We start from the raw sequence: 21,989 nt of genomic DNA, 5'->3' as shown, positions 1-21,989 counted from the left end.
GCAGGCCTTTTTCGTCATAGGATTGATGAAATTTAGGAGTGAAAGATGATCTGTCCGTCTTCTGTCATCACAAGTGTCGCTTTGCTTTGTTCGATAAGTTGGGCAGCATAAGAAGGGGTAACGGCCTGCATATCACCTTTAGATCGAAGAGTTAAAGACTCCCACGCTTGATCTCGATATTTCCCTGCTTGGGTGTATTGAATCAGTACTTTCATAGCTTCACGCTCCGGTGTGGTTGACGTGCTACTTAAGTTAACGATCTTAGGTTGGTTACGCATCTGTTAAAAATGAAACATTAGTTTAACCAAATGTGCCTTTCCAAATATCGCGCATTGAGCAGAGCAATTTAGAATCCTTGTGATGGAAGGATGAAGATCACTCAATCTTTCGATTCATACTGCGCAATATAATGTTTGAGAGATTTGGTTTCCGCACTCTGAAACTCTTCATCGTGCATACGCAGTGCTTGGATACGGTCGAGGCGGAACTGGCGGTAGTCATCGCGCAATTCGCACCAGGCGACCAGCGTCCAGACTTTGCCCCAAAAGAACTGGCCTAACGGTTGGATTTTTCTTTCGGTCACTTGTCCGCTTTCATCTTGGTAATCCAAACTGACCTTAAACTGATGATCAATCGCGTGGCGCAGAAGCTGCCCTCGTTTGGCAGTCTCGGATTGGGTGTGATAATCGGGCACAATCAGCGGACAATCTTCCACTTGTTGTTTGAGCTTATCGGGCAATACCGAAAGTATTTTGGTGGACGCAGAGTGAGACGCTTCGGCAAGTTCGGCATCCGACCAGGCTCGAACCATCCGCATACCCAGTTCAAGCGCCATCATCTCTTTTTCTGAGAACATCAAAGGCGGCAGATGAGAGCCAGCTTGCAACAGGTAGCCGACACCTGCTTCACCTTGAATAGGAACACCAGAACTAAGCAACGACTGAATATCGCGATAAATCGTACGTTCGCTGACTTCCATTCTTTCTGCGAGCTCTTTCGCTGTCACGGCGTAACGCTTTGCGCGCAGAAGCGTCAGTAGCTCAAACAGTCGTTCTGATTTGCTCATGATGTTCCTTATCTAGACCTACTGGTTGTTAGTGGTAGTGTGGCTGATTACTTCTCTAGCTCACTGCACATTTTTAAGTTGTGATGTTTAAGCTCGAAGCTTTCGCAGTCAATCATTGATAACAGAGGCTGAAATTCAGCGGCTTGCTTAATCTGTTTTCCCGCCTGTTTTGCATCGTCCATTGAACGCCAGTAAATGATGTCTGTCCACACATCGTCCGTCGCTTCGTGACTGAGTGAGCGATACAAAAAGCCCGGCAGATTCTTCACAAACGTTTGTGACTGTTTGGCAGCGGCGATCACGTCTTGCTCTGTTGTGCCTGCGGTTAGACGAAATTGCACAGTTTCGATAACGGTTTCCATATTGTGATTCCTTATTGGTTTTGGCGGATTGCCTGTTGAGTTCCAAATAAGGTTACGCGGATGGAATGTCAGAACATGTCAGTAGTGAAATCTCACTCACTTATCATCAATATGGTTATTTTTCTGGGCTGTTGTAACGATCCCAATAAGGTAAATCTGTGCCGAGTTTTTCGCTGATAAAATCGATAAAGGCTCTTACTTTCAACGGCATGTGCTTGCGCTCAGGAAAAACCGCATAAATGGCGTGTTCTGGTAGAGAATACTCTTCCATCACCGGTTTTAGATTTCCTGCAGCAAAGTCTCTCCCTGCAATAAATGTTGGCAGTTGCGCAATGCCCGAACCTCTTAACAGCAACTGGCGAATGGCTTCGCTGTTATTGACGATAAAGTTTCCTTTTGGAAGTACCTTGTATTCGCTGCCGTTGTTGATGAACATCCATTCGACGCCGCCACGGAAATAGGAGTAGCGCAGGCAGTTGTGACTGACTAAATCACTTGGTTTTTGTGGTGTTCCAAACTCCGCTAAGTAATCTGGCGAGGCACAAAGCACACTTTTACAAGGGGCGAGACGTTTTGCGATTAGATTGGAAGAGGTGAGTTCACCAATACGGATCCCCAAATCAAAACCGTCTTTAACCAAATCGACCATTTTGTCTTCGAGGTTTAAATCCACTTCAATTTTCGGGTAACGAGTGAGAAACTCGCTGATCAAAGGCGCGATATGCAGTACACCGAAAGACATCGGCACGGTAATTTTGAGCCGACCTTGTGGAGAGCCTTGCAGTTCCGATACCGCGTCTACGCCTTGCTGGGCTAGGTTGAGCGCTTGAGAGGCGTACTCAAAATAGCGTTCTCCTGCTTCGGTCAGGCTCAGCTTACGCGTAGTTCGATTAAGGAGACGAATGCCCAAATCATCTTCTAGTTGGTTGATGCGTTTGCTGATCGCCGATTTCGTCAGATTCAGCTGTTTGGCCGCAAGGGAAAAGCTGCCGCATTCGACAACAGCAACAAAAACGGGCAGGGAGGCAATCGCGTTCACATCAATCTCCTATTATCGTGAAGCATTTATTGTTGAGCACAAGGATACAATTAATTTCCAATTATAGAGATTATCTTCAAGAAGAAAACAATCTAGACTATGCACCAGTATTACGACCTTGATTTTGGGAAGAAGAAAATGAAGTACGATTGGATCCTGTTTGACGCTGACGAAACCTTATTCCACTTTGATGCTTTCAAAGGTTTGCAGCTTATGTTTTCTCGCAAAGGCGTAGATTTTACTGAACAAGATTTTGCTCATTACCAAACCGTAAACAAACCGCTTTGGGTGGATTACCAAGACGGCAAAGTAACGGCAGATGAGCTAAAACATAAGCGTTTTACCGAGTGGGCTGAGAAGTTGAATACCACAACAGCAGATCTCAACAGCGCATTTTTAGAAGCAATGGCCGATATTTGCAGCTTGTTGCCAGGTGCAAAAGAGCTGATGGAAGCGCTGCAAGGCAAAGCTAAAATGGGCATTATCACCAACGGTTTTACAGAGTTGCAAGCGATCCGCCTTGAGCGCACAGGGATGACTGAGTACTTCGATAAAGTAGTGATCTCTGAACAAGTGGGCGTAGCAAAACCGGACTTAGGTATTTTTGAATACGCGATGCAGCAAATGGGCAACCCATGCAAAACGCGCGTACTGATGGTGGGTGACAACCTGCATTCCGATATTCTGGGTGGTAATAATTTTGGTATTGAAACTTGCTGGTTAAATACCACAGGCGCAAGCGTCGATGAGCTTATCGCACCAAATTACACCGTTGAGTCTTTGAGTGAACTAAAGAACATTTTGGTGGCGTAACCGAATCGGGTATTATTCCGCTGTAACCCTCAGAAAAATCAAGGAATAACCATGTCAGACATCAAACAGTTAGACAGCAAAGTCGTTTACCAGAATAAGTGGATGACGGTGCGTGAGGACAAAATTTTACGTCCGAGCGGCGCAGAGGGCATCTATGGTGTGGTCGACAAACCTGATTGTGCTGCGATTCTGGCTATCGATAACGGGATGATTCACTTGGTTCAGCAGTACCGTTACACCGTAGGTCAACGTTGTTGGGAGATCCCACAAGGGGCGTGGGAATCAAACCCAGATGCGGATCATCTTGAACTTGCCAAAGGCGAGCTGCGTGAAGAAACGGGCATGCAGGCGAGCGCAATGGCGTATGTCGGCGCGCAGTTTATCGCATACGGCTTTTTGAATCAGACATGTCATGTCTATTTCGCCAGTGACTTAACGGATGTGGGTAATCAACTCGACAGTGAAGAAGAGGATTTGATCACTCGCGCTTTTTCTGTTGAGGAGTTCGAACAAATGATGACCGACGGCACGATCAAAGATTGTGTCACTATCGCGGCTTATGGTTTGGCGAAGCTGAAGAAATTCATTTAGTTATCCATGACGATTTTTTAATGAAAACAGCGGCCTAGTGCCGCTGTTTTTAGTTTGGGTGAGCTCGTTGAGCCATCGCTTACTCGTCGATTTTCTTACCTAAAATTTCTACTTTCGCTTTTTTGGTCACCCCCGCGACTTGCAGCGCAGTGCTGCCAACCGATTCATAGTTCAACTCGATTTTGTCTAACTTCGCGTTATCTTTTGTTGGTAGGCTTAAGCTTCTTGATGACATGCCTTTAGTCAGAACCCCTAAACTGTCGAACGTCTTTTCCTGACCATCTTTCATGATTACTTTAACGCTTTTCAGATCGACCGTACCTTGCGTACATTTGATTTTTATGTGGCTGAAACGAGCGTTAGCAAATGGTGACAATGGATTGACTGTGTCGGTTTCCGATTTAAAACTGACGGTTTTATCTGCAATCTTGTCCCAATCGTTGTCTCCAGCAACCGATTGGAAAGAGGCTACAGCCGCTAAAAGACAGAGTGCGATGGTGTTGAACAGTTTCATAGCTTTTCCTTACCTTAGGTTTAGATATTCTGTTTAATCAGTTCGATGACGTGTGTGACTTCGTCTTGAGTTAAAGCCCCTTCTTTCACGAATAAAATTTCGCCTTGTTTATTTTGTACGATAATCGCAGAACTTTCTTGCTGCAGATCCCAAGTTGTTGCTAATACGCCATTTTTGTCTAACACCATGGAAGACCAAGAGAATGTCTTTTTGCTGTCCTCTGCCGACGATTTTACAAATGTACCGGTTCCCCAAATGGCGTCTTCTTGGTTGATTACGGTTGTGGTCTGATACTGATCTTCAGGAAAGTGAGCGGCAGTGATTGCTGACATCAGCGGCGCGTTCATCTCTTTAGCTTTACTACGACCTGCAATGGCTTGTATCACACGGACTTTGCCTAACATCTGCTGAGTTGCCCAAGGTTGATAAGCCACATCGTCTCCTTGCAGCGTCATTTCGCCATAGGTATCAATGCTGACGGAAGGGGTGGTTTGACCGACAGAAAGGTTATGAGAGAAGGCGAGTGTCGGGGCGAGTGCGAGTAAGAGTGACAGAACAGATGGAGTTTTCATTGGGGGTTCCTGTAACGAAGTGAGGTTAGAGCGAATCAAAATAAGGGGCAAATACGATGCCCCTTATCGGATGTGGCGATTAGTTAGCAAGTACAACGCGCGCATTTAGCGGTTGCAGCGGACGATTGTTTTGTCCCATGACTTCCATCAGTTTCGCGGCTTGATCTTTGGATAAGGTTTGAGTGTCTTTAAGCACAAACCAGCGCACACCTTCTGAACATGGTGGTGTGGTTAAAGAGCCGTTAAATCGATAGTAATTTGCAGTTTTTGGCAGTAAGTCGTTAATCTCAAACGTATCTTTAAAGAACGTGGTTTGATTCTCTTGTGGGATTGCGTTGATCAGTTTAGACAGCGCTGCGTTTTGATCGCCAGCATCAAACATCACCGAAATTACCGCCAACTCGCCGTCTGCGTTGGCGTGTACAAAGTGCGCTTCAAGTGGATATTGGCGGCCTTTGATTTGGTTTTCTGAAGGTGTGTGGAAATGGAACTGTTGCAGCTCGAACGTCTCGCCATCGATGGTGAAGCTATTACGTCCGTTCACTTGCGCTTGCAGCGTATGACCATTGTTGGTTAAACCAATGACCTGACCAGTGTACGAAAGGTTCAGTGCTTCCAGTTTTGCATCGGCTGGGTTGTCGATGTTGATTGGGCTTTGGTTTTTCGTGGTTGCGCAGTCTTTGGCGATTTCTCCCCAGTGTTCTGGCCCGTGTTTGTCATTGCCATAGCCCCATTCCGAAGCCTGAGCAGCGCTTAGAGTGAGAAGTGAGAGTGAAAAAGCAAGTAGTGTTTTGTTCATAATAATGTCTCTGTTCGGTCGCTTTGATAAGCGTTGTTACAAGGCAATGACCTAGAGGTTTGATCACTGCCTGACAAATTAGAAACGGTGGCTGAGTTGGGCACCAATTAGGAACGCATTTGAATGGGTCACGCCCGTTACCATCGGTGCAGGAACACCTTCATACGCGTACTCTTCTACGTTGACATCTTCACCAATCAAGTACGTCATGCCGATGTCAACCGTGGTATCTGATGACCATTGGTAAGAGGCACCCGCAGATAACCAGTGACGGTTCGAATCTGGAATAGAAAGCGAAGTCAGCTCATCGACAGGTGTTTTGTCGAACATGTAACCCGTGCGAAGTGTCCAACGTTCATTGGCGTACCAAGTCGCACCGATGGAGTAGTGCGCGGAGTCTTGCCACTGAAAATCTTTTAGCAACTGATCATCAGCTTTCAAGCTGTCAAACGCTGACCAACCAATCCACTGCACAGAATAGTGCAGGGCAAATTTAGGTAAGACGCGGTGATAACCGGAAAACTCCGCAATATCCGGTAGCGGCATAGCAAGTGAGTCGTACGATTCGCCAGCAAAGTGGATGTCACCCTTGGCATCGATGTTAGGGCTGTGCTTGTAGCTTAAACCTAAGCGATGACGTTCGTTAAACTCGTACATCATGCCAATGTTCGCGCCAAGCCCAATGCCGCCAGCTTCCACATCAAGTGCGTTGCCTTTTAAGGCTCCGCAACGTTGTTCTAGTTCGTTTCCAAGTATGTTCCCACCAACGCAAACACCCACGTCCATATCGCGGTACAGCTCACCAGAGCCGTAAATCACATCAATACCACCACCGATACTAAAACGGTCGTTCACCTTGTATGCCAAGCTTGCGCCAAGGTTGACACTCGCTACGCTGGTGACACCGCCAAAAACAGGTGCGCCATAGTTTGGTTTAAACTCCATGTCGGTTCCGAAGTTGGAGTATGCCGATAAGCCTAGATACCAGTCGTCGTTGATAGGGTGAATAAAGTAAAAATTGGGTACAACGGCTGGTTGACCAACGCCATCGACGTCATCAATGTCGGTCACGGTTTGAGAGAAGGACGGGGTAATTTCAACTTGAGGGGACGGAGGAAAACCGCCCATACCAACATTGACATCCGCATTAATGTTAGCTCGATGATATTGCGCATTTTTAACGGTAACGTCAGGTTTGACGTAAGTGACACCGAACGATAAGGCATTTTGTTTAAACAGCGTCATCGCTGCGGCGTTCCGGCTGACTACAGACGCATTATCACCAATGACGGCATCACCAGCAAAAGCACGACCAAGACCCGTCGCCGAATGTTCGTTAATTTGAAAACCACCGGCATACGCCGTTGATGAGGCTAACCCGATTAATAAATAAATCGGTGAAAGAGTTAATTGTCGCTGCATGTTTTTTCTCATGAATTAATTAGAGGTTGTATTGCAACGAAAAGCAGTAAAATAAACAAATCTGACCAGTATATTTAGGGGTAAAACTAACAGTATGTTGACAATAAATAAATTTAACTTAATAAATATTTATTGATAAATTTATTAATGGTTCATGTCGTGAATGTGGTGATTATTTTACATGTAAATTAAACTCAGAGCCTCTATTTTTATTTTTGCGGTATTACTTCTCTATTTTTATTGTGCTGACTGTTCCCTAACAAAAAGAGGTAAATCCAGCGATAAAGTGTCCGTGATGGAAACTCTGAGTCATTTGTATTTCCATTGCATCCCAACGTTGGTAGTTCGAATCAGCAAGAGAACTATCGTTTTAAACCCACATGACACACTCCTCTCGGTCTTACCTGTGTTATGTGGGTATTTTTTATTTAACTTATCACTTAACTCCTCTTGAAATTCAATAATTAAAAATGGCCATAATGAAATTTAAATTGATGGAATGTTGAATAATTTTGGATTTTACTGGTTTGTTGGTATTTAAAAGTTTTGTTTATAATACTTATAACTTGAAATTTTGTATTTTAATTATTGTTCATCTATATTTAAATATAAAAGTAGACTCATATATATTAATACAAAATGACCACGATATTTCGTGGCCATTTTTAATCATCAACGTATTTATGATGATTAAGAGTTTAACCTATAAGAAAGTATTATTAAAAGCGAAACTCTTCTAAGTTGTTGCTACTTTCTAGCATTTTCTCTGCAACATAGCGGTGAGTTGCTGTTGTTGGATGCGTGACATCCCAGAACACAAACTTCTCAGCACCAGACGCTGCACACTCAGAGCGCAATGCGTGGGTGTACATGTAATCGACAGACGATGAGCGGTTGATGTCCAAACAAGGATCACTCGCGTTCACGAAACCGTGCTCTTCTGGCGCAGAAGTTAGCGTCTCGAACAAGGCGTGAGTATCAAACAACGTGATGTTGTAACCTTGCGCTTTGTAGTACATCGCTTGTGCCTTGATGAACTCGTTCATCTCAAGCACTTTCGCACGAATTTTGTCGATCTCTTCTTGTGTTGAGTACTTAAACTGAGGCGCTTTCGTCGCGTCTGGCAGTGTCATCAACATGAAGTTCTTCGCACCTGCGTCCGTCAAACGAATCAGTGCTTCTGCATAATCTGCTTTCACTTCTGGAACGCCACGGTTGTAGTTCATGAAGTCATTCAAACCAAACTCAAGCGTAAACAAGGTGTTTGCTGGTTTGTAGTTCTTCGCCAGTTTTGCGTAGGTTAAGTACGAAGAAACTTGATCACCAACCCCTGTTAGCGCGATGTATTGGTTCTCACCAGCCGCGCCGCCAACTGCCCAGTTGTAGAGCGGAAGGTTCTTCGCTTTGGCAATGTATTCTGTCCACACAAAACCGTTGGAGAAGTGACCTAAGAACCAGCTGTTCGGGTTAGGGAAGCGCCATTGTGATGCGTTAAAGATGTTGCCTGTATCAGACAAGCTGTCACCGAGTGCAACCACTTTGTTGATTTGATCTGGCTGCATTGCTGCGTCGTTGCTCCAGATCGTGTGGTTGTATGAGAAGCGATTGTCAGCGGCGAAGAACGTAATGTCTGCGTTCTCGTTCGCCAAATCTAATGTTGCTTCACAACGCTGACGGATAACGTTTTGCGACGTGTTGGTGTAGAACATGTTTTTAAATGAAACGGAGCTCCACCAGTAGCCGTCAATGGTGAAGTAGCTACCATCTTCGTTTTTTGCCCATTCCCAATCGGTCGCCGGATCATCTTTCGAGTAGCTGGTGCGATACCAACAGCGAACATAGGTATAGGTTTGGTTTTCTTGCGTGCTGATCACTTCAGACGCTGAGACCATTTCTGGTGATAAGGTTGGCTCTTCGGCAACTGCAGAAGCAAGCGGGAGTAATGCAGTTAATAGTGTGATTGTTTTTTTCATCATTCACTCTTCTTGTAATGGTTATTGACCCAAGCACATTGAAAAATACTTGGCTATAACATTGTTTAGATGAGAATTTTTCTCACTAAACCCTCTAATTCTGAGTAAATACTCCAGACAGTCAACAACTAAATATTCATTATTTTGATTTTGGCATCACGGTCAAAAAATTCATTCAGCATAGCAATCGATTAAATGGCTCATATTTAGAATAATTACTCACTAACATTAATTTAACATGCACTTTTTGTTAAATAAGTGATTGCTTTATAAGGTTTTGTTGATGCTTTTTGATGTTAACTAAAAATGTTGATTGAATGATATTTTGTACAAATTTGTATATTCATGAAACAAATTGTTTGGCATTTTTGGACGATGAACTATAGCTGAGTGACTCATGTATACATCGTAATGATGATTTTTCATGAGGATATAGTGAATAAAAATTAGCTCAACTAAGGAATAGGGCAAATGCACTACACAACAAGTAAAAAACAAGGCTTATTTACATTGTCTGCTGTCGCCGTCGCGCTGACTGCTTCCATGTCAGCATTCGCGGCTCCACCGATGGGATTCGACGAATCCAAGTTGCCGACGAAATACATCGTCAAATTCAAAGAAGATCCGGTAAGCCGATCTTCGATGGGTGGCAACTCGTTTTGGGGACCACGTATCGCGCAAGAATCTGTTTTGCAACAGGTGAAAGCACGTAAAGTGGAAAAACTTGGTAACCGTGCCATTTACAGCGTCGAGCTGGATGGGGATGATCTTGAACCACTGCGTAACCGTGGTGATGTGGAATACGTGGAAGTCGATCCTCCGCGTTACCTGCTAAGTGAAACGGTACCTTGGGGTTACAACGCAGTGAATGCTCAACAGTTGGATGACTTCAATGCAGGTAACCGCACGGTTTGTATCATTGACTCTGGCTACGATTTGTCGCACAACGATCTGAGCGGTAACCGTGTTGCTGGTACCAATGACAGTGGCACAGGGTCATGGAGCGATCCTGGCAACAACAACGCGCATGGTACTCACGTAGCGGGCACAATCGCTGCGATCGCGAACACTGAAGGCGTGAAGGGCGTGATGCCAAACCAAAACGTGAACCTTCACATCGTGAAAGTGTTTAACGAAGCGGGCTGGGGTTACTCTTCTGGTCTTGTGAAAGCGATACAAACGTGTGCTGATAATGGCGCAAACGTGGTGAACATGAGCCTCGGTGGTAGCCAATCGAGTCGCACGGAGCAAAATGCGCTGAAAGCGATCTACGATCAAGGCGTACTGTTAATCGCTGCGGCGGGTAACGACGGCAATACAGCGCACAGCTACCCAGCGTCTTACGATTCTGTCATGTCAGTTGCAGCGGTCGATAATCAAAATGATCACGCGGCGTTCTCGCAAGCGACCGATCAAGTTGAAATCGCGGCGCCGGGTGTGGCGATCCTGTCCACCGTAACAGTAGGCGAAGGTAAGTTGTCTGACATTACGCTAAACGGTGTTAGCCAGTTTGACCGTGGCATCGTGCCTCATAACCGTTTGGTCCACAACGGCACTGAGTTTGTACCAGCACCAGTTGCAGGTTCAGTCACCGCGACATTGGCAAGCTGTGATGTGTCTGGCGGTAACTTCAACTGTGGCGACATGTCAGGCAAAATCTGTCTTACTGAGCGTATTGGCAATCAATCTTCAGGTACATACCCAGAGGTGGATGCAGTCCGAGCATGTTACAACGCAGGCGCAAGCGCGGCGATTGTATACAGCAACGCGGCATTAGCTGGGTTACAAAACCCATTCTTAGTTGACCAAAACAACGCTTATCGCATGGTGTCGGTGACAGTTGATCGTGCATTTGGTCAAGAGCTATTGGGTTACGTAGGCCAAGAGATCACGGTTGCAACTACATCAGGTGAAGACTACGAGTACTACAACGGCACTTCGATGGCGACTCCGCACGTAACGGGCGTAGCTGGCTTGGTGTGGAGTTACCACCCAACGTGCACCGCAGCGCAAGTACGTAACGCGTTGATCAAAACCGCGACAGACATTGATGTTGCAGGTCGAGATAACCGCACAGGTCACGGCCTAGTGAATGCGGAAGCGGCGAAGCTGTTCTTGGATGCGGGCTGTAATGGTCCTGACGGTGGCGGTAGCTCTGCAGATTCTAGCTACTCAAACACTAACCCTGTTGCGATTCCTGACAACAAAACCTCTGGTGCCATCAGCGCACTGAATGTCGATCGCACTGGCGACTCAGGTACTGTAAGCATTGACGTAGATATTAGCCATACTTACATCGGTGACCTACGAGTGACTCTGACTTCACCGACAGGTGGACAAGTCGTGCTTCACGACAATACTGGCGGCAGCGCTAACGATATTAAAACCACTTTCCAAGTTGATTTCTCTGGTTTTGAATCACAAGGTTCTTGGGAACTAAAAGCCGTCGACAGTGCCAGAAGAGACACAGGTACAATCAACAGTTGGTCTCTGACATTTCAATAAGGAGTGACTATGAAGAAGCTGACCTTACTTTCCGTAACGGCGGGGAGTTTGACCGCGCTATTGGCGATTGGCATGAGCGCCACCAGCCTTGCTAACAACCAAGGCTTTCCTCTTGTGGATGAGCGTCCAACAAGTGCAGAGCAACAACCGGCTCGCTATTTTGTGAAATATCACAAAGGGAAAGAAAGCGAAGTGAGAGCGCTTCTTCGTCACAACAACCTTGAAGTGGTCGATGCTTTGGTGAAACAGCAAGTGTTGGTAGTAACCGGCTCTCAAGAAGATGTCGACAAGCTTTCCACCAGCGATGCGGTTGAGTACACCGAGCAAGAACCAACGAGAAAGTTGCTGTCTCAATAAGATAGCCTCAATAAGAAAAACGCCCCTCACGTGAGGGGCGTTTTGTTTGAGTGCTTTTCTATGGCTAAAGCCTCTCAGAGAAGAATGCCGACGAGCCGAATTCCGTATTCATCAGAGAGAAAACTTAGCGAACAATCAAACCAAGTAGGATACCTACCGCGCCGAAGTCAGCATCACTGAATGTTGTGTTTGCAAAGCCAAGATCACCCAGTACTGGCATTAGGAATACAGGTAGGAAAGTAATCAGTAGACCTTGTGCAAACGCGCCTAGAATTGCGCCGCGACGACCACCTGTCGCGTTACCAAATACACCTGCCGCAGCACCCACAAAGAAGTGTGGAACGACACCTGGGATAATCACAGTAAGACCCATCACGTACAGCAGGAACATGCCCACTAGACCGGCTGCAAAGCTCGATAGGAAGCCCACCAATACCGCGTTTGGCGCGTATGGGAACACAACCGGACAATCCAGTGCAGGTTTTGCGTTTGGAACCAGTTTGTCTGAGATGCCTTTAAATGCAGGAACGATTTCTGCGATAACCATACGTACACCTTGCAGGATGACGTACACACCACCGGCGAAAGTGATGGATTGCATTAGCGCAAACATAGACCAATGTTTACCGCCACTGACTTCACGGACAAAATCGCCGCCAGCGAACAAACACGTCACCATAAAGATGATGCCCATTGTGAACGAGATAGCCACTGGCGTATCGCGTAAGAACAACAAGCTCTTAGGGACATTCATCTCTTCTGTTGAGTGCTCTTTGTTACCGAACTTGCTGCCAATAAAGCCAGCTAGTACGTAAGAAAGGGTAGAGAAGTGACCAATCGCAACGTCGTCTGAGCCTGTTACTTGCTTCATGTATTTGTGCGCAATTGCAGGGAAGAACACCATTACAGAACCCACAACCACAGAGCCAAGAGCGATCAGTGGAACACCTTTCATGCCGCTAGATGCCAGAATCGCCGCCACCATCATCGACATAAATAGTGTGTGGTGACCTGTTAGGAAGATGAATTTCCACGGCGTGAAACGAGCGATCAGAATGTTCACCAACATGCCGAAGAACATGATCATCGCCATCTCTTTACCAAACGCTTCTTGCGCGATAGAGACGATAGCTTCGTTGTTTGGAACCACGCCTGTAATGCCAAATGCGTGTTGGAAAATCGTCGCGAAGTCGCCTAGCGAGCTCACAACTAAGCCTGCACCTGCGCCAAGCACGATGAAACCAAGAATGGTTTTTACCGTGCCTTTAATGCACTCGGTGACTGGTTTTTTCTGGGCAATTAAGCCGATTAGAGCGATGAGACCGACCAGAACTGCTGGCTCTGATAGGACATCGTTCATTAAGAAACTGAAGAATTCCATAACGCCACCTTATAGAGCGCCAAGCTATTGAAGTGCCAAAGATAAACGCTCTTTCATTGCGACTTTGTCGACCATGTTATCAAGCGCTACGATACGTTGTTCAACGCCAAGTGCTTCCAACTGTTCTGCAATGTCTTTTGTGCCGATGAAAATGTCGCAACTTGTGCCTTTTGCTGAGCCAAGGTCGATGTGATCCACAGCGGCATCGACGTTCAATTCTTTTACGATGCTTTTGATGCTCATTTCCATCATTAGGCTAGTACCAAGACCGTGACCGCAAACAACCATAATTTTCATAATTCAGACCTTTTCTTTTTTTATAGGGGGTATACCCATTTGTGAATGGGGTATGTCAGGAGTAAAACTCAGTATTTATCGATGATCGCAAGAACATCTTCTTTGCTTTGAGCGTTGCAGATGGCCTCTACGTGCTCTTCATTCATAAACAATTCCGCCAGTTTCGAAATCGCATCAACGTGGCTATTACTGTCCGTTGCCGCTAGCGTGACCAGCATTTTTACAGGGTCATTTTCTTCAGAGTTAAAGTTGACGCCGTTTTGGATCACCGTGATCGCCAGTGACAAACGGTTAACGCCATCTTCAGGGCGAGCGTGTGGCATCGCCATGCCCGGACCTACCACGTAGTAAGGGCCAAGCTCTTCGTGCGAGCGGTAAATTGCTTCAACGTAACTTGGTACTATCGCGCCATTTTCAAGCAAAGCTTCACAAGATTTGCTGATCGCATCTTTCCAGTCGGTTGCGTCAGAATGGATGCGAATGACATCAGAGGTAATCAGTTCACGTAGCATTGGAATGTTTCCGATTTGTTGTTTTGTTGCTGCGTACTTTATCGATCAATTTGCCAGAAAAACCTGAGAGTGATCACAAATGGTAGCGCTATCTGATAGCGCTACCATTAATTGTGATAGCGCTATCATTTTTATCAGGCATCGAAGTTTGATGTGCTGGTGTTCGAGTTCTAATGCGCTAATATCAAAACCATTAAAGCGCTGTGATAAGATGTCGCAGCTGAAATTAGAGAACATTAAATAAAAACAATGAGCGAACCTCGCAAACGAAGAAGTACCGGCAATGTCACTTTGGCTGATGTCGCCAAACAAGCAGGCGTAGGCACGATGACGGTGTCGCGAGCATTACGAACGCCAGAGCTGGTATCCGATAAGCTGAGAGAAAAAATTCAACAAGTGGTTGATGAGCTCGGCTATATCCCGAACAAAGCCGCAGGGGCACTCGCATCTGCAGAAAGTTATTCCATCGCTCTTATCATTCCGTCACTGTTTGAAAAAGCATGCGCGCATTTCTTACCAAGCTTCCAACAGGCGTTAAACAAAGCGGGTTATCAACTATTGCTGGGTTACAGCGACTACTCGATTGAGCAAGAAGAAAAGTTGCTTTCGACTTTTTTAGAGAGCCGTCCTGCGGGCGTTGTACTGTTTGGAAGTGAGCATAGTCAGCGAACGCATCAACTGTTAGAGGCATCAAATACGCCAGTGTTAGAGATTGCCGAACTGAGCTCAAAGGCCAGTTATCTCAACATTGGCGTGGATCACTTCGAAGTGGGTAAGGCCTGTACCAGACACCTGATTGAACAAGGTTTTAAGAACGTTGGTTTTATTGGGGCGCGCGGGAATCACTCAACGTTGCAACGCCAGTTACACGGTTGGCAAAGTGCGATGATTGAAAACTATCTCACCCCAGATCATTTTCTGACGACTCATGAAGCGCCATCTTCACAATTGGGTGCGGAAGGATTGGCGAAGTTATTGCTGCGCGATTCAAGCTTGAATGCTTTGGTGTGTAGCCATGAGGAGATAGCAATTGGTGCGCTCTTTGAGTGCCATCGCCGCGTTCTCAAAGTCCCGACCGACATTGCCATTATTTGCCTTGAAGGCTCTTCTATGGGGGAGCACGCTTACCCAAGTTTGACATCGGCAGAATTTGATTACGAGCGCATGGGCACCAAGGCGGCAGAAAAACTGTTACATGCCATCAAAGGTGAGCCAGAAGAACGGCCGACCAGTATGGGCTTTAAGCTAAAGCGTCGAGCAAGTACCGCGATTAATTGACCCCTCCGCTTTCCATAAATACAAAAAGCCTCTCAATATGGAGAGGCTTTTTACATTCTGAATTCACGAGCGAAAACTACGGACGTTCGCCCGCGGCTAGGCGTTGTTCGATATCTACGATCACCTCTGGCAGATCGGAGATGGTGTCGATTAAGTAGTGAGGTGCACTCTTGATAAATTTCGCGCGTGCTTTTTCACGAGCTTTCTCTAAGGTTGCTTCGTCTGCGGCTTGGTATTCTTCAAATGTCAGACCCGCTTCGTTACCAGAAAGCAGCAGACCCACCGTCCACATGCCCGCATTGTGACCTTCAAAGATGCCTGGTGCTGAATCGTCCACTTTGACGCATGCTTTAACGTCGGTTACACCAAGCTCAATCACGTTTTTCAGTGCCATAAACGGCGCAGGGCGACCACCTTGGGGCAGATCGTCTGTCGCGACAACGTAATCTGGTTGGTAGCCGTAATTCGCTGCAACTGGAATCAATACGTCCATCACCTCACGCGGGTAACCAGAACAAGAACCGATCTTAATGCCTTTGTCTTTCAGACCGTTCACAACTTCAATTGCATTGAGAATTGGTTCTGCGTGGTCAGCCACTTTTGCTTTTTGCAGAGGCATAAATGCTGCGTAAATTGCGTCGATGTCTTCGCTGGTCATTGAGCGCCCAAACTTCTCATTCCAACGTTTATCAACCGAAGGGATGCGACCCACAGCTTGGATGTGGTCCCATTTACCAAGCCCCATTGGTTCACGCGCTTCTTCAAGATCGATATCAAAATCAAAGCCTTGTTTGAATGCTTCCACAAAGATGCTGGTTGGCGCGAAAGAGCCGAAATCGACGATAGTGCCAGCCCAGTCAAAGATCACTGCTTGAATAGGTGAGTTGCTCATGTTCAATCCTTTTTCTTGCTTGCCAGAGCGCTTGCCTTCACGCTGGAAGCGCGCTCTGGATAAATTGTTTCTTGTCGAGGTTAGAAGTAATTAAAGTCTTTACACACTTTGGCGATCGCTTCTTCGAAGATCGCCAACGCTTCTGTCAGTTGCTCGCGAGTGATGATCAGCGGTGGGCTGAGTTGAATCACATTGCCTTGTGACACCTTGAAGCTCACGCCATTGTTGAGGCATTGGTACAGCACAGCTTCCGCTTCGTCATACGCACGCGCTTTGCTTTCGTGGTCGGTGAACAGTTCAATGCCCCACAACATGCCGATGCCACGAACATCGCCAATCACTGGGTACTTAGCTTTCATCTCTAGCAGCTTTTCATGCATAAACTGGCTGTCGGCTTTGGCCTTATCTAACAAGCCTTCTTGCTCAATGGCTTCCATGGTTGCCAGTGCTGCAGCACACCCGATAGGGCTTTTCTCATGAGTGTAATGACCCATGGAGATTTGCTCGGCAGTGTTGTATTTGTCTTTGGTTACCATGGCTGCGATAGGAACTAATCCTCCGCCTAAGCCTTTACCGATGCAGAGCATATCTGGCTCGATGTCGTAGACTTGATAGGTAAACCATTCGCCGCTGCGACCCATGCCGTTAGGGATGTCGTCGATGATCAACATGACATTGTGTTTATCACAGATTTCACGGATGCGTTTCCAGTAGGCTTTGCTCGGTACTTGTACGTCTGTATTACGAACCGCTTCTGCGATAAATGCGCCCACGCCGCCTTCTTTCTCAATCACGTATTCAAGGTAGTCGGCGTAATGCACATCGCTGCCGTCCGCGACTGGGAAAGCGCCACGGTAAGACACCGCTGGTGGAATGCGCTCAACACCTGCCATTAATGGTCCCATGCCTTGACGGAAACACGCTTCACCACCCACTGAGATGGCATCTAGCGATGCGCCGTGGAAGGAATCCCACAGAGACACCACCTTGTAGTTGCCCGTGATGTGGCGTGCTAATTTAAGTGCCATGCCGACTGCTGATGTGCCACCTGGCGCAAACAACACGCGGTTCAATTCGCCACCACAGATTTGGGTGAGTTTTTCGGCACATTCAATCGCGGTCTCGTTGGTAAAACGACGTGGTGAAAACGGCAGTTTGGCAATTTGCTCTTGCACACGTTTAATCACATGCGGATGACCGTAGCCCAGCTGATGGACGTTGTTGCCATGGAAGTCCATGTACTTTTTGCCGGTAGCATCTTGGATGTAGATGCCTTCCGCTGCTTCCAAGGTATCTAAGCAAGGCGTCGACATAGCTTGATGAAGAAAGACCTCGGAATCGCGCTTCAATAATGCTTGCGTGCGTTCGTCGTCCATCGACGCATTCCAAGCTTGGCGCGCTGGCGTCGTGTTGACATCGCCTTCGCTGCGGAAATGGGTCGGTTTGATATTCTGAGTCATAACGCTCTCTCAACCAGAAGGCTGCTTTACGCAACTTGCCAGTACATTGCTTTTTCAATCGCACCGATTAAGCGCTCGATATCTGCTGGGTAAACTTCACCAATGTTACCGATACGGAAGCAATCTGCGTTCGATACCTTACCCGGATAAATCACAAAACCTTGCTCTTTCAAGCGCGTGTAGAACGCTTTGAACTGGTAATCACTGTGCGTCGGAGAGTAGAAAGAAGTGATGATTGGCGAGTGAAGTTCATCACTCAGTAGTGGCTCAAACCCCAAAGAACGCATACCTGCAACCAGTGTTTTCTGGTTAGTTTGGTAACGGTGATGACGAGCTTCAATACCACCTTCTTGTTCCAGCTCTAACAATGCTTGGTAGAAAGCGCGAACCGTGTGCGTAGGAGACGTGAAACGCCATTTGCCGTGGTTCACTTCCATGCAGTGCCACTGGTCGTAAAGATCAAGGCTCAAAGAACGTGCCTGACCTTGGCACTTTTCGAGCTCAGTTTGTTTCGCAATCACAAAGCCAAAGCCCGGCACGCCTTGAATACATTTGTTTGCAGAGCTGATCATAAAATCGATTCCTAATTCTGCAATATCGATAGGAATGCCACCAAAGCTCGACATGGCATCGAGAATCACCACTTTACCATGTGCTTTTGCCGCAGAAGCAAATGCCTCAATTGGGTTCAGCATGCCGGTGGTTGTCTCGCAGTGAACAATCGCTACGTGTGTGATAGCAGGATCCGATGCCAATGCAGTTTCCACCTCGTTCAAGTGTGGCCGTGATGTTTCGCCTGGGGAAACTACATGGCATGGAATATTTAGGTAATCAGCGATCTGAGCGATACGCGCACCGTAAGCACCGTTGTCGACAACCAACAATTTTCCATCTTTGCCAATGGCACTGCCAATCGTTGCTTCTACTGATGCGGTGCCGCTACCTTGCATTAGTACGCTGGTGTAGCCGTCTTGCTCTGTCGCCAGTTTTACAAGTTTAGTGCGGATCACTTCTACAATGTCTTTGTTGTATTCATCATCCCAAGTACACCAGTCTTTTAGCATGGCTTCACGCACTGTTTCAGAAGTAGATAGAGGACCTGGAGTCAGTAGTAGGTATTCGTTTTTCATCTCGATTTCCATCAGAATAATTTAATTGGTCTACACCAGAGGTTAGGTTCACTCTAGCAAGGATGAAAAAGGGTCGTAAATAGCCATTCAGTGAATTTCATAAAACTTTCATATCCAAAATTTCACCGATCAGTTGGTCGCCTATTTATCGATAATTTTCTCAAAACTGCCATTTTATGGTCATGATTTCGTCACAAAGGCTCAGTAGGGTGTATATTGTCAACTGGTACAGACCAAATGAAAACTTAGCCAAATTAACTGGAGAAAATGATGAAAAACCGTTTGATGAAAGGATCGCTGGCTGCACTTGTCTCTCTGCTAGCTACGAATGCAATGGCTGCACAGGAAGTGACGGTTTACACGGCTTTCGAAACGGACATACTTGCTAAATACAAGTCAGCCTTTGAGAAAGAAAACCCAGATATCAAGATTAAATGGGTACGTGATTCAACCGGTATCATGACGGCGAAATTGTTGGCAGAAAAGAACAACCCTCAAGCTGAAGTGGTTTGGGGCCTTGCTGGATCTTCGATGGCTTTGTTGAAAGAACAGGGGCTGCTTAAACCATATACGCCAAACGGGTTGGAACAGCTTCATGCCAAGCTCAATGACCCGCAAAAGAATCAAGCTTGGTTTGGTAATGATGCGTTCTTTAACGCTGTTTGTTTCAATGAAATCGTTGCGAAGCAATTAAACCTGCCTAAGCCAACCTCATGGGAAGACCTAACCAAGCCAGTTTATAAAGGGCATATTGCAATGCCAAACCCAGCTTCATCGGGTACCGGTTACATGCAGGTATCTGCTTGGCTGCAAAACATGGGTGAAGATCAGGCGTGGAACTACATGCGTGACCTAGACAAAAACATTGCACACTACACGCACTCTGGTTCTAAGCCATGTGTGCAAGCGGGTATGGGCGAAGTGGCTATCGGTATTTCGATGGCAAGCCGCGGCGCGAAGCTGAAAACACAAGGCGCACCGCTTGCGGTTATCACACCTAAAGGTATCGGCTGGGAATCAGAAGCCGTTGGTCTAGTAAAAGAGTCTGATGCCGCGAAGCGTGTTGTCGACTGGTCAATCTCTAAAGCAGCAAACGAGCTTTACGTAGAAATGTACCCAGTGGTTGGACATAAAGAAGTGAAAGCGACCGTATCTAACTTCCCGAACGTTCAAGAAAATATGGCGAAGATGGACTTCGCGCAAATGGGTAGCAAACGTGCAGAAATCTTAGCGGCATGGTCTGAGAAATTTGACGCGAAATCAGAGCCAAAATCATAAGGGTTACGACAAATCCGATTGTCAAAAGGAGAGCGGTTGCTCTCCTTTTTTGCATCTTGCGAAAAGTAGAGGCACATTAATGGCCGGATACTCAGGTAGAAAAGAGGAAGTGCATGGAAATCCAACGTATTAATGCGGAGCAGACACTGCCGCTTCGACAGCAGGTTTTATGGCCAAGCAAAAGCATTGAGTTTTGCAAGGTTGATGAAGATGAAACTGGCTATCATTACGGGAGTTATGTGAACGGAGAGCTGGTGGGTGTGGCGTCAGTCTTCTTCAACAATGGCGCAGCAAGACTAAGGAAGTTTGCTGTATCTTCAAGTCAACAAGGTAAAGGGATCGGCTCTCGAATGTTGGAGACGATGATTGATGATGCCAAGGCGTTGAACGCAGAGGTATTCTGGTGCGATGCGCGTGAGTCGGCATTGAAAATTTATCAGAAGTTTGGATTACAGAAGGAGGGCGAGCGCTTTTATAAATCAGACATTCCGTATTTCAAGATGAGTTTAGATTTAAGCGTTTAATGTCGAGGGCGTTCATCTATTTGTCATCTTCTGGCTATAAATTTGTCATTGGAACGTAACACATAAAAACTAAAATTGGTATATACCATTTGGAGTGTGTGTTATGTCAATTAACCAACCTTATCTGAACATTAAAAATGTAGTGAAACAATTCGGACAGTTCACTGCATTAAAGCAAATCTCACTGGTGATCGAAAAAGGCGAGTTCGTTTGTTTTTTAGGCCCTTCTGGCTGCGGTAAAACTACGTTATTACGTGCAATTGCAGGTTTAGATCTACCTACTTCTGGCGCGATTTTTCAAAACGGCCAAGAGACCACATTTCTACCACCAGAAAAGCGTGATTTCGGCATTGTGTTTCAGTCTTACGCGCTGTTTCCAAACCTCACCGTACAAGAGAACATTGCGGTGGGTTTGAAAAACCAAGGTATGTCAACCAAAGAGGCGCTGGAGAAAGTAGAGCAGTGGCTCGAAACGATAGGCTTACCAACCTCAGGGCAGAAGTTTCCTAACCAGTTGTCGGGCGGTCAGCAACAACGTGTGGCGTTAGCGCGAGCGCTTGCTTTATCTCCGGGACTGCTTCTTCTTGATGAACCTTTATCTGCGTTGGACGCGAAAGTACGTGTTCACTTACGTGATGAAATTTGTAAGCTGCAACGAAAGATGGGCATCACTACCATTATGGTTACGCACGATCAGGATGAGGCGCTTTCGATGGCAGATCGAATTGTGGTGATGAACCATGGCGTAATTGAGCAAGTCGGCACGCCTCAAGAAATCTACCAACAACCGGCAACGCGCTTTGTGGCCGAGTTTGTCGGCAGCATGAATTTTATCGAGACATCTGTTGTGACCGAATCTCAGGTGCGTATTGCTGAGACTCTACTGCCAGCACCAAGTTTAACCAATCGTAAGGTTCAACGTGGTGACCGCTTTGATTTGGCGGTGCGTCCCGAGAACATCAAGTTTGTCGAAAACTACCGCAACTCGCTGCCTGTACGCATTACCGCTACCGAGTTTTTGGGCGCATTTTTCCGCGTGGATTGTGAGCTACAAAACGACAGCCAAGCGAAACCAATCGTTGTTGATGTGCCAGTCGAGACGGTGCAAAACCTCAATATTCGCATTGGTGAGGTGCGTTACATCCAGTTCTTGGAAAGTGGCTTGCACGGCTATGTAATCCCTTCTCAGGGGAATGCGTTTACAAAAGCGTTGGCGGCATAGGT

General features: G+C 46.4%; 23 protein-coding genes. 8 read left to right on the top strand and 15 right to left on the bottom strand.

What is annotated here, in order from left to right; genetic code table 11:
• Positions 1-32: 32 nt before the first annotated feature.
• From UF05_RS19230 to UF05_RS19215, 4 genes are all read right to left on the bottom strand, one after another.
• Positions 33-215: a hypothetical protein gene (locus UF05_RS19230; protein ID WP_005393690.1), complete on the bottom strand. Its 183-nt coding sequence runs from the start codon at positions 213-215 to the stop codon at positions 33-35.
• A 164-nt stretch (positions 216-379) separates the two neighbouring features.
• The gene (locus UF05_RS19225; RefSeq protein WP_005497912.1) at positions 380-1,066 is read right to left on the bottom strand and encodes a helix-turn-helix transcriptional regulator; all 687 of its coding nucleotides are present in this window, start codon (positions 1,064-1,066) and stop codon (positions 380-382) included.
• A gap of 47 nt (positions 1,067-1,113) precedes the next feature.
• Positions 1,114-1,428, bottom strand: a complete 315-nt coding sequence (locus UF05_RS19220; RefSeq protein WP_021452372.1) for a hypothetical protein — start codon at positions 1,426-1,428, stop codon at positions 1,114-1,116.
• 115 nt (positions 1,429-1,543) lie between these two features.
• Entirely contained in the window at positions 1,544-2,467 is a 924-nt protein-coding gene (locus tag UF05_RS19215; RefSeq protein WP_029802537.1) for a LysR family transcriptional regulator, read from the bottom strand.
• 138 nt (positions 2,468-2,605) lie between these two features.
• Between UF05_RS19215 and yjjG the strand changes: the two genes are divergently transcribed.
• Both yjjG and UF05_RS19205 read left to right on the top strand, forming a co-directional pair.
• Positions 2,606-3,280, top strand: a complete 675-nt coding sequence (gene yjjG / locus UF05_RS19210) for a pyrimidine 5'-nucleotidase (RefSeq protein WP_025632459.1) — start codon at positions 2,606-2,608, stop codon at positions 3,278-3,280.
• A gap of 51 nt (positions 3,281-3,331) precedes the next feature.
• Positions 3,332-3,871, top strand: a complete 540-nt coding sequence (locus UF05_RS19205) for an NUDIX domain-containing protein (protein WP_025632460.1) — start codon at positions 3,332-3,334, stop codon at positions 3,869-3,871.
• Positions 3,872-3,950: 79 nt separating this feature from the next.
• Here UF05_RS19205 and UF05_RS19200 read toward each other — a convergent pair whose 3' ends face one another.
• From UF05_RS19200 to UF05_RS19180, 5 genes are all read right to left on the bottom strand, one after another.
• Positions 3,951-4,385 (bottom strand): hypothetical protein, encoded by a 435-nt coding sequence (locus tag UF05_RS19200; RefSeq protein WP_005393700.1) that lies wholly within the window; start codon positions 4,383-4,385, stop codon positions 3,951-3,953.
• Positions 4,386-4,405: 20 nt separating this feature from the next.
• Positions 4,406-4,957, bottom strand: a complete 552-nt coding sequence (locus UF05_RS19195; protein ID WP_005374105.1) for a YtfJ family protein — start codon at positions 4,955-4,957, stop codon at positions 4,406-4,408.
• A 79-nt stretch (positions 4,958-5,036) separates the two neighbouring features.
• Positions 5,037-5,756, bottom strand: a complete 720-nt coding sequence (locus UF05_RS19190) for a carbonic anhydrase (protein ID WP_025521977.1) — start codon at positions 5,754-5,756, stop codon at positions 5,037-5,039.
• Between the two features lie 78 nt (positions 5,757-5,834).
• Positions 5,835-7,178, bottom strand: a complete 1,344-nt coding sequence (locus UF05_RS19185; protein WP_168936791.1) for an OmpP1/FadL family transporter — start codon at positions 7,176-7,178, stop codon at positions 5,835-5,837.
• Positions 7,179-7,897: 719 nt separating this feature from the next.
• Positions 7,898-9,154: a type 2 secretion system lipase gene (locus UF05_RS19180; RefSeq protein ID WP_020841753.1), complete on the bottom strand. Its 1,257-nt coding sequence runs from the start codon at positions 9,152-9,154 to the stop codon at positions 7,898-7,900.
• A gap of 468 nt (positions 9,155-9,622) precedes the next feature.
• On the opposite strand from UF05_RS19180, the gene UF05_RS19175 reads away from it, so the two are divergent.
• Entirely contained in the window at positions 9,623-11,656 is a 2,034-nt protein-coding gene (locus UF05_RS19175; RefSeq protein ID WP_015312848.1) for a S8 family serine peptidase, read from the top strand.
• A gap of 9 nt (positions 11,657-11,665) precedes the next feature.
• On the top strand, positions 11,666-12,013 hold the full coding sequence (locus tag UF05_RS19170; RefSeq protein WP_005464009.1) for a hypothetical protein: 348 nt from the start codon (positions 11,666-11,668) through the stop codon (positions 12,011-12,013).
• Positions 12,014-12,137: 124 nt separating this feature from the next.
• Here UF05_RS19170 and UF05_RS19165 read toward each other — a convergent pair whose 3' ends face one another.
• The 3 genes from UF05_RS19165 to UF05_RS19155 all read right to left on the bottom strand — a co-directional run bounded on the left by UF05_RS19165 (position 12,138) and on the right by UF05_RS19155 (position 14,203).
• On the bottom strand, positions 12,138-13,394 hold the full coding sequence (locus tag UF05_RS19165) for a PTS ascorbate transporter subunit IIC (protein ID WP_005463995.1): 1,257 nt from the start codon (positions 13,392-13,394) through the stop codon (positions 12,138-12,140).
• Between the two features lie 24 nt (positions 13,395-13,418).
• Positions 13,419-13,691 carry a PTS sugar transporter subunit IIB gene (locus UF05_RS19160; protein ID WP_045546310.1) on the bottom strand — a complete coding sequence of 91 codons (273 nt, stop codon included), beginning with the start codon at positions 13,689-13,691 and terminating at the stop codon, positions 13,419-13,421.
• A 68-nt stretch (positions 13,692-13,759) separates the two neighbouring features.
• On the bottom strand, positions 13,760-14,203 hold the full coding sequence (locus UF05_RS19155; protein WP_045546309.1) for a PTS sugar transporter subunit IIA: 444 nt from the start codon (positions 14,201-14,203) through the stop codon (positions 13,760-13,762).
• 249 nt (positions 14,204-14,452) lie between these two features.
• Here UF05_RS19155 and UF05_RS19150 point away from each other — a divergent pair, with 249 nt between their 5' ends.
• A complete protein-coding gene (locus UF05_RS19150; protein ID WP_005463961.1) occupies positions 14,453-15,481 on the top strand; it encodes a LacI family DNA-binding transcriptional regulator in 1,029 nt (342 codons plus the stop codon).
• A 76-nt stretch (positions 15,482-15,557) separates the two neighbouring features.
• On the opposite strand, the gene phnX is transcribed toward UF05_RS19150, so the two are convergent.
• The 3 genes from phnX to phnW all read right to left on the bottom strand — a co-directional run bounded on the left by phnX (position 15,558) and on the right by phnW (position 18,963).
• On the bottom strand, positions 15,558-16,373 hold the full coding sequence (phnX, locus tag UF05_RS19145) for a phosphonoacetaldehyde hydrolase (protein WP_025632981.1): 816 nt from the start codon (positions 16,371-16,373) through the stop codon (positions 15,558-15,560).
• 80 nt (positions 16,374-16,453) lie between these two features.
• On the bottom strand, positions 16,454-17,833 hold the full coding sequence (locus UF05_RS19140; RefSeq protein WP_025632979.1) for an aspartate aminotransferase family protein: 1,380 nt from the start codon (positions 17,831-17,833) through the stop codon (positions 16,454-16,456).
• A 26-nt stretch (positions 17,834-17,859) separates the two neighbouring features.
• On the bottom strand, positions 17,860-18,963 hold the full coding sequence (gene phnW / locus UF05_RS19135; RefSeq protein WP_025632977.1) for a 2-aminoethylphosphonate--pyruvate transaminase: 1,104 nt from the start codon (positions 18,961-18,963) through the stop codon (positions 17,860-17,862).
• Between the two features lie 267 nt (positions 18,964-19,230).
• Here phnW and UF05_RS19130 point away from each other — a divergent pair, with 267 nt between their 5' ends.
• From UF05_RS19130 to UF05_RS19120, 3 genes are all read left to right on the top strand, one after another.
• The gene (locus tag UF05_RS19130) at positions 19,231-20,241 is read left to right on the top strand and encodes a putative 2-aminoethylphosphonate ABC transporter substrate-binding protein (protein ID WP_079880220.1); all 1,011 of its coding nucleotides are present in this window, start codon (positions 19,231-19,233) and stop codon (positions 20,239-20,241) included.
• A 113-nt stretch (positions 20,242-20,354) separates the two neighbouring features.
• The gene (locus UF05_RS19125; RefSeq protein WP_024701544.1) at positions 20,355-20,765 is read left to right on the top strand and encodes a GNAT family N-acetyltransferase; all 411 of its coding nucleotides are present in this window, start codon (positions 20,355-20,357) and stop codon (positions 20,763-20,765) included.
• A gap of 103 nt (positions 20,766-20,868) precedes the next feature.
• A complete protein-coding gene (locus tag UF05_RS19120) occupies positions 20,869-21,987 on the top strand; it encodes a putative 2-aminoethylphosphonate ABC transporter ATP-binding protein (protein ID WP_045546307.1) in 1,119 nt (372 codons plus the stop codon).
• Positions 21,988-21,989: the final 2 nt, after the last annotated feature.

Origin of the sequence: Vibrio sp. S457-15 (genome assembly GCF_000960545.1) — a bacterium.
In the GTDB taxonomy this organism is placed as follows: Bacteria; Pseudomonadota; Gammaproteobacteria; order Enterobacterales; family Vibrionaceae; genus Vibrio; species Vibrio parahaemolyticus.
The sequence above is the reverse complement of the archived record's forward strand: the minus strand, read 5'-3'. Positions and strand labels throughout refer to the sequence as shown.

Coding starts and splice junctions, on each gene's coding strand:
- UF05_RS19230 (WP_005393690.1), bottom strand. CDS start 215: ATGAAAGTACTGATTCAATACACCCAAGCAGGGAAATATCGAGATCAA.
- UF05_RS19165 (WP_005463995.1), bottom strand. CDS start 13,394: ATGGAATTCTTCAGTTTCTTAATGAACGATGTCCTATCAGAGCCAGCA.
- UF05_RS19180 (WP_020841753.1), bottom strand. CDS start 9,154: ATGATGAAAAAAACAATCACACTATTAACTGCATTACTCCCGCTTGCT.
- UF05_RS19195 (WP_005374105.1), bottom strand. CDS start 4,957: ATGAAAACTCCATCTGTTCTGTCACTCTTACTCGCACTCGCCCCGACA.
- UF05_RS19205 (WP_025632460.1), top strand. CDS start 3,332: ATGTCAGACATCAAACAGTTAGACAGCAAAGTCGTTTACCAGAATAAG.
- yjjG (WP_025632459.1), top strand. CDS start 2,606: ATGAAGTACGATTGGATCCTGTTTGACGCTGACGAAACCTTATTCCAC.
- UF05_RS19140 (WP_025632979.1), bottom strand. CDS start 17,833: ATGACTCAGAATATCAAACCGACCCATTTCCGCAGCGAAGGCGATGTC.
- UF05_RS19220 (WP_021452372.1), bottom strand. CDS start 1,428: ATGGAAACCGTTATCGAAACTGTGCAATTTCGTCTAACCGCAGGCACA.
- UF05_RS19190 (WP_025521977.1), bottom strand. CDS start 5,756: ATGAACAAAACACTACTTGCTTTTTCACTCTCACTTCTCACTCTAAGC.
- UF05_RS19185 (WP_168936791.1), bottom strand. CDS start 7,178: ATGCAGCGACAATTAACTCTTTCACCGATTTATTTATTAATCGGGTTA.
- UF05_RS19125 (WP_024701544.1), top strand. CDS start 20,355: ATGGAAATCCAACGTATTAATGCGGAGCAGACACTGCCGCTTCGACAG.
- UF05_RS19150 (WP_005463961.1), top strand. CDS start 14,453: ATGAGCGAACCTCGCAAACGAAGAAGTACCGGCAATGTCACTTTGGCT.
- phnW (WP_025632977.1), bottom strand. CDS start 18,963: ATGAAAAACGAATACCTACTACTGACTCCAGGTCCTCTATCTACTTCT.
- UF05_RS19155 (WP_045546309.1), bottom strand. CDS start 14,203: ATGCTACGTGAACTGATTACCTCTGATGTCATTCGCATCCATTCTGAC.
- UF05_RS19175 (WP_015312848.1), top strand. CDS start 9,623: ATGCACTACACAACAAGTAAAAAACAAGGCTTATTTACATTGTCTGCT.
- UF05_RS19200 (WP_005393700.1), bottom strand. CDS start 4,385: ATGAAACTGTTCAACACCATCGCACTCTGTCTTTTAGCGGCTGTAGCC.
- UF05_RS19170 (WP_005464009.1), top strand. CDS start 11,666: ATGAAGAAGCTGACCTTACTTTCCGTAACGGCGGGGAGTTTGACCGCG.
- UF05_RS19160 (WP_045546310.1), bottom strand. CDS start 13,691: ATGAAAATTATGGTTGTTTGCGGTCACGGTCTTGGTACTAGCCTAATG.
- UF05_RS19225 (WP_005497912.1), bottom strand. CDS start 1,066: ATGAGCAAATCAGAACGACTGTTTGAGCTACTGACGCTTCTGCGCGCA.
- UF05_RS19120 (WP_045546307.1), top strand. CDS start 20,869: ATGTCAATTAACCAACCTTATCTGAACATTAAAAATGTAGTGAAACAA.
- UF05_RS19130 (WP_079880220.1), top strand. CDS start 19,231: ATGATGAAAAACCGTTTGATGAAAGGATCGCTGGCTGCACTTGTCTCT.
- phnX (WP_025632981.1), bottom strand. CDS start 16,373: ATGAGCAACTCACCTATTCAAGCAGTGATCTTTGACTGGGCTGGCACT.